The organism is Exiguobacterium sp. s63, from assembly GCF_018617335.1.
Taxonomy (GTDB): domain Bacteria; phylum Bacillota; class Bacilli; order Exiguobacteriales; family Exiguobacteriaceae; genus Exiguobacterium.
The window spans coordinates 88,148-102,694 of sequence record NZ_JACSKB010000002.1 but is presented as its reverse complement, the minus strand read 5'-3'; the positions used below and the strand labels follow the sequence as shown (position 1 = coordinate 102,694).

Annotated in this window: 17 protein-coding genes; 1 reads left to right on the top strand and 16 read right to left on the bottom strand. The window is 48.6% G+C overall.

The features are described 5' to 3' along the window. Positions 1–7 precede the first annotated feature (7 nt). The 11 genes from KNO90_RS07305 to KNO90_RS07255 all read right to left on the bottom strand — a co-directional run bounded on the left by KNO90_RS07305 (position 8) and on the right by KNO90_RS07255 (position 6,755). The gene (locus tag KNO90_RS07305; RefSeq protein WP_215113329.1) at positions 8–733 is read right to left on the bottom strand and encodes a class I SAM-dependent DNA methyltransferase; all 726 of its coding nucleotides are present in this window, start codon (positions 731–733) and stop codon (positions 8–10) included. After that, positions 733–1,080 (bottom strand): ribosome silencing factor, encoded by a 348-nt coding sequence (rsfS, locus tag KNO90_RS07300; protein WP_214739453.1) that lies wholly within the window; start codon positions 1,078–1,080, stop codon positions 733–735. The genes KNO90_RS07305 and rsfS overlap by 1 nt, the downstream gene beginning before the upstream one ends. 10 nt (positions 1,081–1,090) lie before the next feature. Further along, the gene (yqeK, locus tag KNO90_RS07295) at positions 1,091–1,648 is read right to left on the bottom strand and encodes a bis(5'-nucleosyl)-tetraphosphatase (symmetrical) YqeK (RefSeq protein WP_215113328.1); all 558 of its coding nucleotides are present in this window, start codon (positions 1,646–1,648) and stop codon (positions 1,091–1,093) included. Next, positions 1,638–2,207, bottom strand: coding sequence for a nicotinate-nucleotide adenylyltransferase (locus KNO90_RS07290; RefSeq protein WP_214739449.1), 570 nt, complete (start codon positions 2,205–2,207; stop codon positions 1,638–1,640). Before KNO90_RS07290 ends, yqeK begins: the two co-directional genes overlap by 11 nt. Continuing rightward, on the bottom strand, positions 2,204–2,500 hold the full coding sequence (gene yhbY, locus KNO90_RS07285; protein WP_214739447.1) for a ribosome assembly RNA-binding protein YhbY: 297 nt from the start codon (positions 2,498–2,500) through the stop codon (positions 2,204–2,206). The genes KNO90_RS07290 and yhbY overlap by 4 nt, the downstream gene beginning before the upstream one ends. Positions 2,501–2,506: 6 nt before the next feature. Then, positions 2,507–3,292, bottom strand: coding sequence for a shikimate dehydrogenase (gene aroE, locus KNO90_RS07280; protein ID WP_215113327.1), 786 nt, complete (start codon positions 3,290–3,292; stop codon positions 2,507–2,509). Further along, a complete protein-coding gene (gene yqeH / locus KNO90_RS07275) occupies positions 3,289–4,401 on the bottom strand; it encodes a ribosome biogenesis GTPase YqeH (protein ID WP_214739443.1) in 1,113 nt (370 codons plus the stop codon). The genes aroE and yqeH overlap by 4 nt, the downstream gene beginning before the upstream one ends. A gap of 133 nt (positions 4,402–4,534) precedes the next feature. Continuing rightward, positions 4,535–5,161 (bottom strand): YqeG family HAD IIIA-type phosphatase, encoded by a 627-nt coding sequence (locus KNO90_RS07270; protein ID WP_214739441.1) that lies wholly within the window; start codon positions 5,159–5,161, stop codon positions 4,535–4,537. A gap of 125 nt (positions 5,162–5,286) precedes the next feature. Then, positions 5,287–6,066 carry a phosphatidylserine decarboxylase gene (locus tag KNO90_RS07265; protein ID WP_215113326.1) on the bottom strand — a complete coding sequence of 260 codons (780 nt, stop codon included), beginning with the start codon at positions 6,064–6,066 and terminating at the stop codon, positions 5,287–5,289. Then, the gene (locus KNO90_RS07260) at positions 6,063–6,485 is read right to left on the bottom strand and encodes a thioredoxin family protein (RefSeq protein WP_215113325.1); all 423 of its coding nucleotides are present in this window, start codon (positions 6,483–6,485) and stop codon (positions 6,063–6,065) included. The genes KNO90_RS07265 and KNO90_RS07260 overlap by 4 nt, the downstream gene beginning before the upstream one ends. Before the next feature lie 75 nt (positions 6,486–6,560). Next, positions 6,561–6,755 (bottom strand): YjzD family protein, encoded by a 195-nt coding sequence (locus KNO90_RS07255; RefSeq protein WP_214739436.1) that lies wholly within the window; start codon positions 6,753–6,755, stop codon positions 6,561–6,563. Between the two features lie 162 nt (positions 6,756–6,917). Here KNO90_RS07255 and KNO90_RS07250 point away from each other — a divergent pair, with 162 nt between their 5' ends. Then, positions 6,918–7,730, top strand: a complete 813-nt coding sequence (locus KNO90_RS07250; RefSeq protein ID WP_215113324.1) for a Cof-type HAD-IIB family hydrolase — start codon at positions 6,918–6,920, stop codon at positions 7,728–7,730. 155 nt (positions 7,731–7,885) lie between these two features. On the opposite strand, the gene KNO90_RS07245 is transcribed toward KNO90_RS07250, so the two are convergent. From KNO90_RS07245 to KNO90_RS07225, 5 genes are all read right to left on the bottom strand, one after another. Beyond that, a complete protein-coding gene (locus KNO90_RS07245; protein WP_214739432.1) occupies positions 7,886–8,734 on the bottom strand; it encodes a YitT family protein in 849 nt (282 codons plus the stop codon). Between the two features lie 146 nt (positions 8,735–8,880). Next, positions 8,881–11,178 (bottom strand): glycoside hydrolase family 65 protein, encoded by a 2,298-nt coding sequence (locus KNO90_RS07240; RefSeq protein ID WP_215113323.1) that lies wholly within the window; start codon positions 11,176–11,178, stop codon positions 8,881–8,883. 208 nt (positions 11,179–11,386) lie between these two features. Further along, positions 11,387–11,806, bottom strand: coding sequence for a YflT domain-containing protein (locus KNO90_RS07235; protein WP_214739427.1), 420 nt, complete (start codon positions 11,804–11,806; stop codon positions 11,387–11,389). Positions 11,807–11,921: 115 nt separating this feature from the next. Continuing rightward, positions 11,922–12,980 (bottom strand): LacI family DNA-binding transcriptional regulator, encoded by a 1,059-nt coding sequence (locus tag KNO90_RS07230; protein ID WP_015880986.1) that lies wholly within the window; start codon positions 12,978–12,980, stop codon positions 11,922–11,924. A gap of 53 nt (positions 12,981–13,033) precedes the next feature. After that, a complete protein-coding gene (locus KNO90_RS07225; RefSeq protein WP_215113322.1) occupies positions 13,034–14,536 on the bottom strand; it encodes an alpha-amylase family glycosyl hydrolase in 1,503 nt (500 codons plus the stop codon). Positions 14,537–14,547 lie beyond the last annotated feature (11 nt).

Below are 14,547 nucleotides of genomic sequence, written 5' to 3'. Positions count from 1 at the left end.
GTCTTCCTTATTTTTGGGCAACGAAGAAGATGCGTTCGGCATCCGCTCCCGGTGCATGTTCAGTGAAATCAGAAGTGACCGATTTGACGTGGAACCCGGCACCAATCAACCATTGCATGTACTGGCCAGGTTCATACGTCCGTTGTTCATGTGTCTCCTCGATCCGTTCGTACGTTCCGTCTTCAAGCGCGACGAAGAACGTCAAATCGTGAACGACTGAGAGTGGTGACTCTCCCGGGTCGGCAAACCAAATATACGAGCAGTCTTCTCCGTTTGACGCGTACGTCTTTTGGTTGAAGAGCGTCTGCATCTTGTTCGGCGCATGGACATCAAAAATGAACAGCCCGCCCGGTTTGAGTTGAGTGTAGACAGATTCAAACGTGTCGATCACATCTGCCTCATCTTGTAGATAGCAAAGTGAATCGCAGAGGATTGTCACCGCATCGACCGGTTCCGGCAGCTCTAGTTCACGCATATCCTGTTCCCAAAGTGGCAACTCGATTTCGGCTTCGAGTGCCTTTTCTTGTGCGACTTCGAGCATCGACTCCGATAAGTCGATCCCCATGACGTCGTAATGTTCGGCGAGGCGAATCGTTGCTGATCCTGTTCCACATCCGACATCCGCGAGTGTCGCGCCATCTTGGACGTGACGACGCACGAAAGCGACCCACTCATCATACGGCGCGTCTTTCATCAACTCGTCGTATACATAGGCGAATCCTTCGTATGCCATTAGCCGACTTCCACTTCGACGTGCGGCGCGTCAGCCCACAATTTCTCTAGGTTGTAGTAATCACGGTCGTCGCGATGGAAAATGTGAACGACGACGTTCTCAAGGTCAGCGAGGACCCAACGTGCCGTATCCATTCCTTCGAATTTGTGGAGCGGTAAGTTGTTCTCGCCAGCCACATCTTTGATTTCACGTGCGATTGCTTCGACTTGTTTCTCTGAGTTCCCGTGACAGATGACGAAGTAGTCCGCAATCGGTGAGATTCCTTCCATGTCGAGTACGACGATTTCCTCGGCACGTTTATCGTCAGCCGCTTTTACAATCAATTCTAATTCTTCTCTTGCAGTCATATTGACCCTCCTAAGGTGTATTCACAAAATCATTATACGTTTCAATTGTCAGTGGAAAAATGCGCACCGACTTCTTCAATAAAAATTCAATCGTTTGCTTCAGTGTCGCCACAACCGCCACTTCGAGCGAATGCGCTGCCTCTACCCGCAGGCGATCAACCCCTGGATAATCCCGATTCGGTTCGATGGCATCAGCTACGAACAAGATTTGGTCAAGACGAGACATCCCAGGCTCTCCCGTCGTATGATTTCGAATTGCAGAAAGCACGGTCTCGTCAAGGTCATATTGACGAGCCAGTAAAATCGCACCGACCGGCGCATGCAACAATTCGTCCCCATATTCAAGAAGATTGGAATCAAGTCCCTCTTCAATGACGACTCGACGCATTTCTTCCGGATCAAAGTACTTTGCGTAGTCATGAAGCATCGCTGCTAGACGAGCCTCTTCGACGTTCGCGCCGTACTGAACTGCCAATCGCTCCGCCGTCTCGACGACACCGAGTGTGTGGATATAGCGTTTTTCCGGTAGCGTCTGTTTAATCAACTCGTGCGCTTCTTCAAACGTCATACAACTTCTGCTCCTTCACATACGTCTCGACTGGCGTCGGGACCAAATATTTGATGGATTTGCCTCGCTTCGCCCGCTCACGGATATCCGTCGATGAGATTTCAAGTTGTGGCATATCAATTGTACGAACGTCCGCCTTCTCCGGAATCAAATAACGGGACCCCGGGCGAGCGACCGCACCGAACGTGACGAGTTGAATGAGTGTCTCATAATCATGCCACGATTCGAGTGACACGAGCGAATCTGCGCCAATCAAAAAATAGAACTCATCATTCGGATACTGTTCAATCAGCCGCTTCATCGTCTCGACCGTATAGGACGGCTCACTCCGTTCAAATTCAATCAAGTTTAACTTGAAGTCGGACTGATGTTGGATGGCGCGTCGCGTCATCTCGATTCGATGTTCCGCAGAACTGAATCCGACCTTATGTGGCGGAATCGCAGCCGGCAAGAACCACACCTCATCGAGTGCAAGCTGTTCACGCGCTTGTTCCGCGATTAACAGATGTCCGAGATGTGGCGGGTCGAACGTTCCACCCATCAAGCCGATCCGGCTCATGGGAGTTTGATTTGGCGATTTTCTTTCTCTGTCGCCTCTTTGTATAAGACGATGACTTTCCCGATAACTTGAACGACTTCAGCCTGTGTACCTTCTGACAATTCACCGGCTACATCTTTTGGTGTATCCATGCAGTTTTGAAGCACTTGAACTTTGATCAATTCACGTTTCTCAAGTGCATCTGCGATATCTTTACACATCGCTTCACTGACCCCATTTTTCCCGACTTGATAAATCGGTGAGAGATGGTGTGCTTCGGCACGTAAAAAGCGTTTTTGTTTACCTGATAACATAGTATATTATTCCTCCAATAATCCTTCGATTAACTTTTTTCCAATGGTTTCGTCCGGTTTTACGCCCGTCCATTTCTCGAACGAGAGCGCGCCTTGCCCGACGAACATGGCGACCCCTGTCACAATTTTCGCCCCGCGACGTTTCGCTTCTTGAAGCATCGGGGTGACAAGTGGACGATATATGATATCACAAACGACCGTGTTTTGTCGTAATCCTTCTAATGAAAGTGGTGTCGATCTCTCGTCCATCCCGACAGAAGTCGTCTGAACGATGACCTCATACTGCGAGATGTCGATCTCATCGAAGGTCGTATGGGCGATTCCGAACGTATCGGCGAGCACTTTTGCCCGTTCGACAGTTCGATTGACGATCGTCACGTTACGTGTCGGAAGAGCTTGTACAATCCCACGCGCCGCACCACCTGCACCGACAATCAGAACACGTCCTGTGAAGTCTGTGAATGGCAACAGTGCTTGGACAAGGCCGGCACCGTCCGTGTTCGTCCCGATGAGTCGTCCGTCTCGTTTATACACGGTGTTGACGGCACCGGCTAGCTTTGCCGCCTCTTCAAGTTCGTCGACGTATTGAACGACCGCTTCTTTATAGGGAATCGTGACGTTGAATCCATCCCAGTCCCCGCCTCGCATCGCTGCAAATAAATCAGGGAGTTCATCCAAGGTGGCATCAATCGCCTCATAACGCCCGAAAAGCCCAGACGCCCTCAACCACTGCTCGTGCAGCTGGGGTGAGAGCGAATGAGCAATCGGGTGACCGATGACGGCCAGATTCATACGAGCGCCTCGCGAAGTGTGACCGCGACACCTTTTGGAGCCCATGCCGCGATGCGACCACCTTTTCCGTGAATGGCGACCCAACCGAGACCGCTGAACACGATATCCGTTTTCACGCCGTCCCGCAAGCTGAACTCATGACGGACGAGTGGCGGTAAGATTTCCATTGTCTTTTCGTTCGGTGGGTTGAGCATCTTCCCAATATGTTGGTCATAGAGCTCATCCGCACGTTCGAGTTTCGTTCGGTGCGCTTTCAACTCGTTCGACATGTAGATGACGAATGAACGCTTATTTCCTTCAAGATAATCCAAACGTGCCAACCCGCCGAAATAGAGCGTCTGTTGCGGATTCAACTGGAACACGTGAGGTTTGATTTCTTTCTTCGGTGTGATTGTCTTCAAATCTTTCGCATCGACATAGTGTGCCATTTGATGACGGTTGATGATCCCCGGTGTATCATACAGGTTCGCATCATCGTCGAGCGGGATGTCGATCAAGTCAAGCGTCGTTCCCGGGAAATGACTGACGGTGATGATGGCTTCATCCTCTTCACCGAAACGTTTGATCACTTGATTGATGAGTGTCGACTTCCCGACATTCGTACAACCGACGACGAAGACGTCTTTGCCTTTCCGGTAATACTCAATCTTTTCAGCAAGTTCATCGATGCCGTGTCCTTTTTTCGCACTGATCAAATGAACATCGATCGGATTCAATCCGAGTTCTTTTGCCTCTGCCTTCATCCAGTTCGCCATCCGGTTCGGGTTGACGGACTTCGGTAACAAGTCGACCTTGTTTCCGACTAACAGTACCGGGTTTGAACCGACTGAGCGTTGAAGTCCAGGAAGCCAACTGCCATTGAAGTCGAAAATGTCGACAATCTTGATGACGAGTGCCTCTTTTGAACTGATGCCATTCAAGATGCGTAAGAAGTCATCATCTGATAACTCCACGTCTTGAACTTGGTTATAATGCTTCAACTTGAAGCAACGTTGGCAAATGACAATTTCACGGTCAAGTGCCGATTTCGGTGCATAGCCGACCCCGTTCGGGTCTTCCGTTTGGATGGCCACGCCGCACCCAGCGCAATATCGTTTGGTTTCTTCCATAGTTATACTTACTGCCGTTTAGGTTTCCCCTTCTTCATTCGCCGTAGCACCTCGCTGCTACTCCTGAAGCGTTAATTCCGACGCCTTGGTCGCCGTACATGGGCAGCCTCCTTCTTCCTGTGCGTTCGAGGTCTTATTCATCTTTTTTATGTGAATCTTCGGAACGTGGATGAATGGCCTCACCAATTTTCTCGGCGACCGCGACTTTTGCACGCTGTGCGTCGACGGCGAGTTCTTCCACTTTTTTCGTAATCAATACATACTTCCCGCGACGTTTCATATGGGCGAAAACGACCTTTTCAAGCATCCGATTGAATTTTGTGACCAGACCGTCCGTTTTGACGACCGGTTGGACATGGATGACATGAATGCCTGCCATGTTGGCGCCGAGCACGTCTGTGAACAGCTGATCTCCCAAAAAGATGGCTTCTTTCGGTGAATAGCCGTATTTCGAGAGTGCTTCTTTAAATCCGGCTGGCAAAGGCTTTCTCGCACGAGCGACATAATGAAGGCCGAGCGGCTCCGTAAACGTTCGTACACGATTCTCATTATTATTTGATACGACAATCACATCGAAACCGTATGATTTCACTTTTTCAAGCCACATCAATAAAAGCTCTGGTGCATGAGGGACATCCCATGCCACGAGTGTATTATCGAGGTCTGTCATAATGACGCGTACCCCACGGTCTTTCAATTCTTCTAAGTCGATGTCAAACACAGATGCGACGAACTGCTTCGGATAAAGTCGATTAAACACGTAAAATTCCTCCAATTAGCTAAACGATTCAACTACTTATACAAGTATTGATATCCCTTCTATGGTAAACGAAAACCGACCAAACGACTAGTGTATCGTTCGGTCGGAAGAAAATTGATGCAAAATTAGTTGGTTTTGATCGTCCCGATGACGTCACCGAGCCGAACCGGACCCATTTTTTGATGGTCCATTTGAATCGTATCTTTCTCAAAACAAAGGACGACGGTCGATCCGAATGAGAAGTATCCGACTTCCTGTCCTTTATTCGCCTGCTCCCCTTCGAGCGTCCACTCAATCGTGTTGACGTTAAGGGCTCCGACCATGATATGCTCATACGTCCCAGCCGGACTGTCAAAGCGAGTCACACGACGATAGTTACGAGATAGTGGGCGCACTGTCTCTGTCAATCCGATCTCATTCACCGGTGCCGAACGGTCCCCGAGCTCATAGTGGCTAAGGACGCGACCCGAGAGTGGTGTATGGACGCGGTGATAATCACGTGGACTGAGATAGAGCACGACGACCGTACCACCTGCGTATCGTCTCGCCTCTTGTTGTGAACCGAGCAATTCCGCGAGCGTGTAAGATTGACCTTTCACTTCGAAGTGGCTGTCTTCCGAAATCGCCTCGATGACCGACAGCTTCCCGTCACACGGGGAGACGAGGGTATCGACTGATTCATCAATCGTACGTGCCCCTGACTTCAAATGACGAGTAAAGAATGCGTGAAGTGAAGGATACGCTTGTAAAGGTTGGTCCGCTTCATCGACAGCGATGTCATACACTTTTGCGAACGATGGAATCAAGTGACGACTTGCGCCTGATTCTGCGAAACGTTTGAGACGTGTGGCAATCCAAGGTGAGGCGTTCAGCTCAAATAACATTTGGTAGAAACGACGCTTCATTCCTCTTTTGCCTCCTCATTCTTAAAGAACGTCTCATATTGTTGTTCAGAGACTGCCCCTTCAATGCGACCGACTTCTTTCCCATCTTCAAAACGAATGAGAGTCGGTGTTCCTTGAATGCCATATGTTTCCCAGACGTTATGGTCGGCCAAGTTGATCGATACCGCGTCATACTCTTCAATCATCGGTTCGACATATGGTTTTACTTGCTCACAATATTCACAGCCTGTTTGCCAGAAATAGGCGACGACCTCGCCATCTTGATCTAACTGTTGTTGCAATTCCTCTGCCGTGACGGCGTTGACACCATCGTCTGAATCATTACCGTTTAGAACGAATAATAAAGCGATTCCGATGACGATAATTGCACCGATGATGGCGAACGTGATGAAGTTCGCGCGTTTTTCAGGGTTTTTCATATGTGACGTCCTCCTCTAAAATCGATATAAGAAAAAAGACTGACTCATGCGCGAGTCAGTTTGATTGTAGACGGCTTACTTCTCTTGTGCAACGTCGCTGATTCCCATGTCTTGATTCATGACATCGAGAAGTGCAACGAAGATTGTGATGATCACGCCAAAACCAGTTGCGATCATCGCGTTGTATTCTACTCCATCTACAGCAGAAATGATAAACACCGCTGTATTTGAGAGCAAAATCGCCCAGAACAATGTGACTACATAACGCATTGTACGTCCCCTCCATCTCACAGATGATTCGTAAAAATTCATACGACATTAGTATAGCATTGTTCGACAGGAAAGTGCGACATCGATTGTATATTCTTTCCGTCAAATCAAAAAATGTGGTACGGTCGTAGAAACATCATTGTGAAGAAAAGAGGATGACTGATGTCACGTTATTTAATCGCAGTTGATTTAGATGGAACGTTATTACAAGATGATAAAACAATTAGCGAGCGCAACTTCCGCGCTCTTCAAGCGGCTCGTGAAGCCGGTCATGAGGTCATGATTGCGACAGGACGACCGAAACGTCACTCCATCATGTATTATGAACAACTCGGCCTGACGACGCCACTCGTCAATTTTAACGGTGCCCTCGTGCATCACCCGAAAGATTCGAGTTATGCGGTCACACACCGACCGATCCCACTCAAGACCGCTCACGATATCATCGAGGAAGTTGCGGATACGAAAGCACACAACATCGTCGTGGAAGTAACCGACCATGTCTACTTCCAAAAAGACCCGCAAGAATTTTATAGTCCCTATGCGGAGCGGGCGCTCAGTGTCACATCCGGCAACCTGTTGAAGCATCTTCAAGATGAACCGACTTCACTTTTGATTCATGCGACGAAAGACCATGTTGCATCTGTTCGTTCACAGCTCGACCACCTACATGCAGAGGCTGTCTTGAATCGTCAGTGGCGCATGCCGGAGCATATGATCGAAGTCATGAGTAAAAACACATCAAAAGCACTCGGATTGAAAGAAGTCTCGAAGTATTTGAATATCGACCGGAAACACATCATCGCCTTCGGTGACGAGGAGAATGACCTCGAGATGCTCGACTATGTCGGGACCGGTGTCGCGATGGGGAATGCCATCGACCAACTGAAAAGGGTCGCCAACGAAGTGACGGCTTCGAACATGGATGACGGGATTGCCCTCTTCCTAGAAGAGAGACTTGGCATCAAGGCATAACGAAAGCACCGACTAGAACTGAACCATTATCAAACAGAGGCTATTCTTCCTGATTAAGATGAATAGCCTCTGTTTTTGTATTTGTGCATCCTCCCCAAACCGTCTTATGTCATACATATATAATAACCCCTACTGCTTGCACAGTAGGGGTTAATTTAGCGACGGAACGTTCCTTCGACATCCTCTGTCGGCAAGATATTGATCCAAACGGATGGGTCCGCATCTTTACAAATGCGCGTGATTTCACGCACCTCGTGTCGTTGGGCGACCATCATGAGCGTCGCTTTCTCGACTTTCGAGTATGTCCCGATTGCCGGCATGAGCGTGATGCCACGGAACACATGCTGATGAAGTTCTTTCGTCACCTCATCCGGGTGATTCGTTACGATAAAGAGCGTTTGACGCTGTGTATTTGTATATATCTCGTCGATGACTTTTGACGTCACATATAAGAAAACGATCGTGTAGAGCGCTGTCGGCCACCCGAATAAGGCACCTGCAGCTAGGGCAATCATCATGTTCATCAAGAAGAGATAGACCCCGACCGAGTTGTTCGTGAATTTCGCCAAAATCAATGCGACGATGTCAAAGCCACCTGTCGAGGCTCCGTATCGAATCGTAATCCCTGAACCGATTGCCAAAAGCACACCGCCGAAGACGGCGTTCAAGAGCGGGTCGTCCGAGAGGAGCTGCGATTGCGGAAGCAAGCGAATGAACAAGGTGACCGAGGCGACACTGACAAGCGTGTGAATCATCATATTCCGCCCGAGCATAAAGTAACTGACGACGAGTAACGGTGCGTTCAGAATAAAGAACCAGAGCCCTTCCCCTAGTTCAAACGGTGTACCGGCTAGTAGTGCTGTCAAGATTTGGGCAAGGCCCGTAAATCCTGTCGAATAGACGCCGGCTGGAATTAAAAATAATGTCATGGATAAGGCAACGAACAATCCTCCGATGATCGAGACAACCCCGATTCGTGTATGTTCTTTAACGGCTTCCGTCAAGCTTCAACTCCCCTTTCTCAAAATAGCTAAGAATCAAGATAACATAGATTATTCATGCTGCATACAGCAAATATGCAGGAAACCCGATAAGTTTTTCATACAAAAACAAGCCGACCGAAGTCGACTTGTTCATATGAAGCGAATGGTCACGCTTTCACTGCTTCGATTGTAATCGAGTCATCTGCAGGAACCGTTACTGCATTTCCATACACGTGAATCGTTACGTCTGTACCACCTGTTTGCTTGATTGTCACTTGTTCACGCGATGATGTGACCGTCAAGTGATGGCCACGCCAGAGCATATTGAACGAGTAGCCGTTCCAATCCTTCGGAGTCATCGGGCTGAACGAGAGCGTATCTTCTTGAATCCGCATTCCCGCAAAACCATGAACGATGGACATCCATGAACCGACCATCGATGTGATGTGCAAGCCGTCTTCCGTGTCATTGTTATAGTTATCGAGGTCAAGACGCGCGGAACGTTGATACAATTCGACCGCTTTGTCCTCATAACCGACTTCTGCCGCAATAATCGAGTAGACGCATGGTGACAAGCTTGACTCATGAACCGTGCGTGGCTCATAGAAGTCAAAGTTTGCACGTTTCTGTTCGACCGTGAAGCGGTCACCGAACGTATAGAGTCCTTGGAGGACGTCTGCTTGTTTAATGAAGTTCGAACGAAGGATGCGATCCCATGACCAGTTTTGGTTGAGTGGAAGATGTTTTGGATCGAGGTCCTTCACCAAAATCTGCTCTTTATCCATGAATCCGTCCTGTTGCATGAAGACATCTGGCACGAGATCGTCTTTCGGATAGTACATCTTCGTTTGAATGTCTGCCCATTTCGCGAGTTCAGCGTCCGTGATACCGAGTGTCGACACGAGTTCTTCGAGACGTGCAGGTTCTGCTTCTTTCAAGTAGTTGTACACTTCTTGCGTATACTCGAGTGTCCACGCGGCGATCAAGTTCGTGTACCAGTTGTTGTTGACGTTGTTGTCGTATTCGTTCGGACCTGTGACGCCTAGGATCATATACACGTCTTTGTGCGGGACAAAATTGACGCGGCTAGCCCAGTAACGCGAGATTTCGACCAATACTTCCAATCCGTATTGTCCAAGGTACGACTTGTCACCCGTGAAGTTTGCATAGTTAAAGATCGCATGAGCAATCGCACCGTTACGGTGAATCTCTTCATGTGTGATTTCCCACTCGTTGTGGCACTCTTCCCCGTTCATCGTGACCATCGGATAAAGCGCACCTTCCATGCCGACATTCTTCACGGCATTCTCTTTCGCCTGTGGCAATTGATTATGACGGTACTTGAGCAAGTTCCATGAGACTTCTGGTTTCGCTGTCGCTAAATAGAAGTGGAGGCAGTAGGCTTCTGTATCCCAATACGTCGCACCGCCGTACTTCTCGCCTGTGAATCCTTTTGGACCGATGTTAAGACGTGAATCTTCACCCGTATACGTCTGATACATGTTGAAGATGTTGAAACGGATCCCTTGTTGCGCTTCGATATCTCCATCGATCCGAACGTCCGCATCTTCCCAACGTGCGAGCCATGCTTCCGTCTGTTCCGCAAGAAGTGTCTCAAAACCTTTTTCGAATGCCGCTTCGACACGTTTCATTCCTGCAGATTGAAGATCCTCAATCGCATGGTCGCGGTTTGTCACGACCGATACATATTTATAGGCAGTCGCCGTCTCACCGGCAGCCACGTTGACTGTGAATGTATTGGCTACGAACAAGTCTGTCGATTCAAGCACTTCGCAACGTGCGCCCTCAACGTCCGCGATCATTGATGCCGTGACATGCCAGTCGAGTTTTTTCGTTTTCGTCGTGACGAAACCAAAACGTTCTTCCACACCACGGTCGACCGGTAACCAGAACTTCTCATCGTAGTTCGAGTCTTCGTTTTCGACATCGCCGTCTAGATATGGAGTGAACTCGATTTTCGCTTCATAGTTAATCGGTGTCACGTTATAACGGATTGCCAAGATTTCTTTATCCACGATTGAGAAGAATCGGACGACTTCCACATTCGTTTCTTCTGTTCCGTTCATCAAGGTGAACGTTCGTGTGAGAACACCACGTTGCATGTCGAGCTCACGCGTGAAGTCTTTCACTTCCCATTTCGCCAAGTCGACCGGCGTACCATTGATCGCCACGCGAAGACCGATGACGTTTGTCGCATTCAATACTTTGGCAAAGTATTCAGGGTATCCATTCTTCCACCAACCGACACGTGTTTTGTCCGGATAGTAGACACCCGCCACGTAGAATCCTTGGTGCGTATCATTCGAGTAATCTTCCTCAAAGTTTCCTCGCATCCCCATATGCCCATTTCCGAGCGATGTAAGTGATTCTGCTAGACGGTTCTCCTTCGGGTGAAGACCTTCTTCTGTTACTTTCCATTCATCGACTGCAAACAATCGTTTCATCTGTCTGCCACTCCTTTTTCTCTACAAGGCTACCTTCGACGGACAATCAGTTCATGCAACCGTTTGTCTATGAAAGCGCTGTATTTAATCTCACTTTTCATTTTACACGACTGATACAATAATGCAATCGTTTGCATAAAACTTTTTCTTTCTTTTTTTCGTCACATTTTACAATCAAAAAAACCACCTCTAATTGAGACGGTTTCAATCAATCTTTCTGTTCATTTTCCTGATTCTCACCAAATGCCGCATTCGCTTCGTGTCCCTCGAATACTGCACTTCGCCCATCATTGAACCCCGTGTCCGGTTCGTCGATGACGAGGGCGTATCCCCCCTGCTTGATGTCAGAATGCGCCTGTTCGATTTCGTCGTCTGCAATCCCTAAATCGGTGAGCGCCTGTTTCGTATCCCGATCCTCGCTTCCCCCTCCGTTGAGGTTGTCTAGCCAGGATGTGTCACCTTCTTCTACGTTTAGGTCCGTCTCTCGTTTAAGGACATGAACGGCTTCATCCCGCTCCGTCAGGACAAATAGTTCCCCTTCATCATAGCCGTTTTCTTTCAGCTCATTAATTTTTGACAATAGGCTTTCTTTCGTATCGAATGTCCCGACAAATCGTCTTTCACTCATCTCTATCCATCCTTTCGATTTCGATTCCTTCGTGAAAGAAATTCCCTACATCAGACGGCTTCAATCAAACGGATATGCAAAAGACGACCCCGCTCTGGCGAAATCGTCTGGTAAATCAAGAATTCGATTCTAATGTTTCGGTTGCCTTACTCTTCTTCTGCCCACATGATTGGCGGACGACCAGATAATGTGGCACGATGACGCGCTTCCCATAAGGAGGCGCATTATCACTGATTTGTTCGATCAAGCAATTCGTCGCCTCGAAACCGAGACCGAAGATGTTAATTTCGACCGACGTGAGTGGCGGGTTCGAGTGTTCTGCGATATAGACGTTATTGAAACTGACGACCGCGACGTCTTCCGGAATCTTCAGTCCCATCTCACTGAGCGTGCTGATGACTCCGAGCGCCATCATGTCATCGCTGACGACGACGGCTGTCGGTGGCTCTTCGTTTTGCAGTAATTCACGAACTGCCTTCGCGCCGCCTTTCGTCATGAATTCAGCCCGGGCGATATAGTCTTCGCATACCGGAATGCCTGCCTCCATGAGGGCCGTCGCGTACCCGTTCCGACGATCTTGTGTGACGGCGAGTTTATCCGAGCCCCCGATGAAGGCGATGCGACGATGACCTAAGTTATAAAGGTGTTTCGTCACTTCACGACCTGCCAAATAGTTGTCCGTATCGACGTATGTGATGGAAGAAGCGTCCCCGAACGGCTTCCCGACCACGACGAACGGAAACTTCGTTTGACGTAAGTATTGAACGACTTGATCGTCTTCCCGTGAATAGAGGACGATGACACCGTCGACACGGCGTCCTTGTACCATCTCGATGACACCGGATAAGACCTCTTCTTCTGTGACACCTGTCGTCATATAAAGCGAGTATCCATTCTGATGCGCTTTCGTGCTAATTCCTCGTAGCACTTCTGGGAAGAATGGATTTTGAAGCGTCTTTGTTGCCGCGCTCGGCATGACGAGACCAATCGACTGTGTCGAACGGTTAGCAAGACTTCTCGCATGAATGTTTGGGTGATACCCGAGTTCTTCCATAGAACTTCTGACCCGTTCTTTTGTCTTTTGACTGATTCGTGGACTGTTAGCGATGACGCGCGATACCGTAGACGGTGCCACGTTCGCATGTTTCGCCACATCTTTAATTGTGATTTGCATGGTGTTCCCCCCTGCTTCCGTGAATTCCAAACATGTCTTTCAGCGTTTCATTTTTATTTGCGTCGCTTCCACATGACCAAACCCGTTAAGAAAATCGGAATCGTAATGACGAGTAGTCCCATCATCCACGGATTGACCGATGATTCCTCCACGATGTAAGCGTTCGCACTTTCGCCGGATAGTTCAATTGTAAACGTTCCGCGCTGATCTGTGACCAGTTGCGAGAATAAAAGGCCGCGAAGTCTCTTGTCTTCCCCGATTTCACTGACATTAATTTCGATTTCTCGATCCTCACCATTCATGTTGATGGCATATAAGGCGACGTCATCGCCGTCTTTTCGTTCAAAGACAGCCATTCCATCTTCTGAAGCAATCATTCGCTGTTCACCTGTAGCAAAGACCGGATACTCTTCCCGCATGCGATTCATCGTCGCGACGTATTCATGCAAATCTTCATTTCCCGGGAATTCCGTCATGACACGGTTCGCCGGATCGGCTCCACCGTTTTGAGCATTCTCAGTCCCTTGGAAGACGATTGGCATCCCGGGTGATGCATAAAGCGCAAAGAGTCCAAGGCGTAGTCGGCGTTCTGCAGATTCGACTCCGTTTGCCTCTGCTTGGTAAGTGAAACGCTCCACATCGTGATTATCGAGGAACGTCGCCATTTGATTCGGGTCGTTGAAGAATGTTTCGGCATAACTAGCAGCAACATCGATTTCGTCGACGTTTGCTTGCTGTTGTGTCATCGTTTTTGATACGCGGTCATAGAATGTAAAGTTCGTGATGCTGTTGAACCCGAGGTCATCATATTGCGCGACATATTTCGGGTCCGGGTCAAACACTTCAGCGAGTAGGTAAAAATCCGGGTCGACTGACCGCACACCTTCGACGAAGTCTTTCCAGAACGCTTGATCGACGTGACGGACCGTATCCAGGCGGTAGCCATCGATATCCGTCTCTTCAATCCAATACTTCGCCGCGTCAATCAAATACGATTTGACTTCCGGATCCTCTGTTTTGAAGTCGGGCAAATCAAACAACCAATGTGTCTCAACTTGCTCCTGGTCTTTCCAAAATACAATCGGTAACTGTTCATGGAACCAGTCAGGTTTTTCTTCCACCCAAGGATGATTCGGTCCGACATGGTTGACGACGAAGTCGAGAATGACTTTCATGTCTCGTTTGTGCGCTTCATCGACTAGCTCCTGTAAATCTTCTTTCGTCCCGAATTGTGGGTCGATGTTATAAAAATCTTTAATCCAATACCCGTGATAGCCGTCCGGCATGTTTTCAAAAACAGGTGTTAACCAAATGGACGTGAATCCGAGTGATTCGATGTAATCGAGCTTCTCGATGACCCCACGAATATCTCCACCATGAAAGGCTTTTGGATCATTTTTGTCCACCTGTTCGTTATTGTCCGGATTTCCGTCAACAAATCGGTCGACCATAATAAAATACATGCGTTCTTGTTCCCAAGTAGCGGCTTCCTTTGCCCCGACGACAGTCGGAAACAAAAGAAGCGACAGGAGCACGAGCACGACGCCTCGCCTCATATCGCTTCCTC

Excerpts from the sequence above, each read along its gene's own strand:
- rsfS (WP_214739453.1), bottom strand. The coding sequence starts at position 1,080 with ATGACTGCAAGAGAAGAATTAGAATTGATTGTAAAAGCGGCTGACGAT.
- KNO90_RS07230 (WP_015880986.1), bottom strand. The coding sequence starts at position 12,980 with ATGCAAATCACAATTAAAGATGTGGCGAAACATGCGAACGTGGCACCG.
- yqeH (WP_214739443.1), bottom strand. The coding sequence starts at position 4,401 with ATGGAAGAAACCAAACGATATTGCGCTGGGTGCGGCGTGGCCATCCAA.
- KNO90_RS07240 (WP_215113323.1), bottom strand. The coding sequence starts at position 11,178 with ATGAAACGATTGTTTGCAGTCGATGAATGGAAAGTAACAGAAGAAGGT.
- KNO90_RS07225 (WP_215113322.1), bottom strand. The coding sequence starts at position 14,536 with ATGAGGCGAGGCGTCGTGCTCGTGCTCCTGTCGCTTCTTTTGTTTCCG.
- KNO90_RS07235 (WP_214739427.1), bottom strand. The coding sequence starts at position 11,806 with ATGAGTGAAAGACGATTTGTCGGGACATTCGATACGAAAGAAAGCCTA.
- KNO90_RS07305 (WP_215113329.1), bottom strand. The coding sequence starts at position 733 with ATGGCATACGAAGGATTCGCCTATGTATACGACGAGTTGATGAAAGAC.
- yhbY (WP_214739447.1), bottom strand. The coding sequence starts at position 2,500 with ATGTTATCAGGTAAACAAAAACGCTTTTTACGTGCCGAAGCACACCAT.
- KNO90_RS07255 (WP_214739436.1), bottom strand. The coding sequence starts at position 6,755 with ATGCGTTATGTAGTCACATTGTTCTGGGCGATTTTGCTCTCAAATACA.
- yqeK (WP_215113328.1), bottom strand. The coding sequence starts at position 1,648 with ATGACGTTTGAAGAAGCGCACGAGTTGATTAAACAGACGCTACCGGAA.
- KNO90_RS07250 (WP_215113324.1), top strand. The coding sequence starts at position 6,918 with ATGTCACGTTATTTAATCGCAGTTGATTTAGATGGAACGTTATTACAA.
- KNO90_RS07290 (WP_214739449.1), bottom strand. The coding sequence starts at position 2,207 with ATGAGCCGGATCGGCTTGATGGGTGGAACGTTCGACCCGCCACATCTC.
- aroE (WP_215113327.1), bottom strand. The coding sequence starts at position 3,292 with ATGAATCTGGCCGTCATCGGTCACCCGATTGCTCATTCGCTCTCACCC.
- KNO90_RS07265 (WP_215113326.1), bottom strand. The coding sequence starts at position 6,066 with ATGAAGCGTCGTTTCTACCAAATGTTATTTGAGCTGAACGCCTCACCT.
- KNO90_RS07260 (WP_215113325.1), bottom strand. The coding sequence starts at position 6,485 with ATGAAAAACCCTGAAAAACGCGCGAACTTCATCACGTTCGCCATCATC.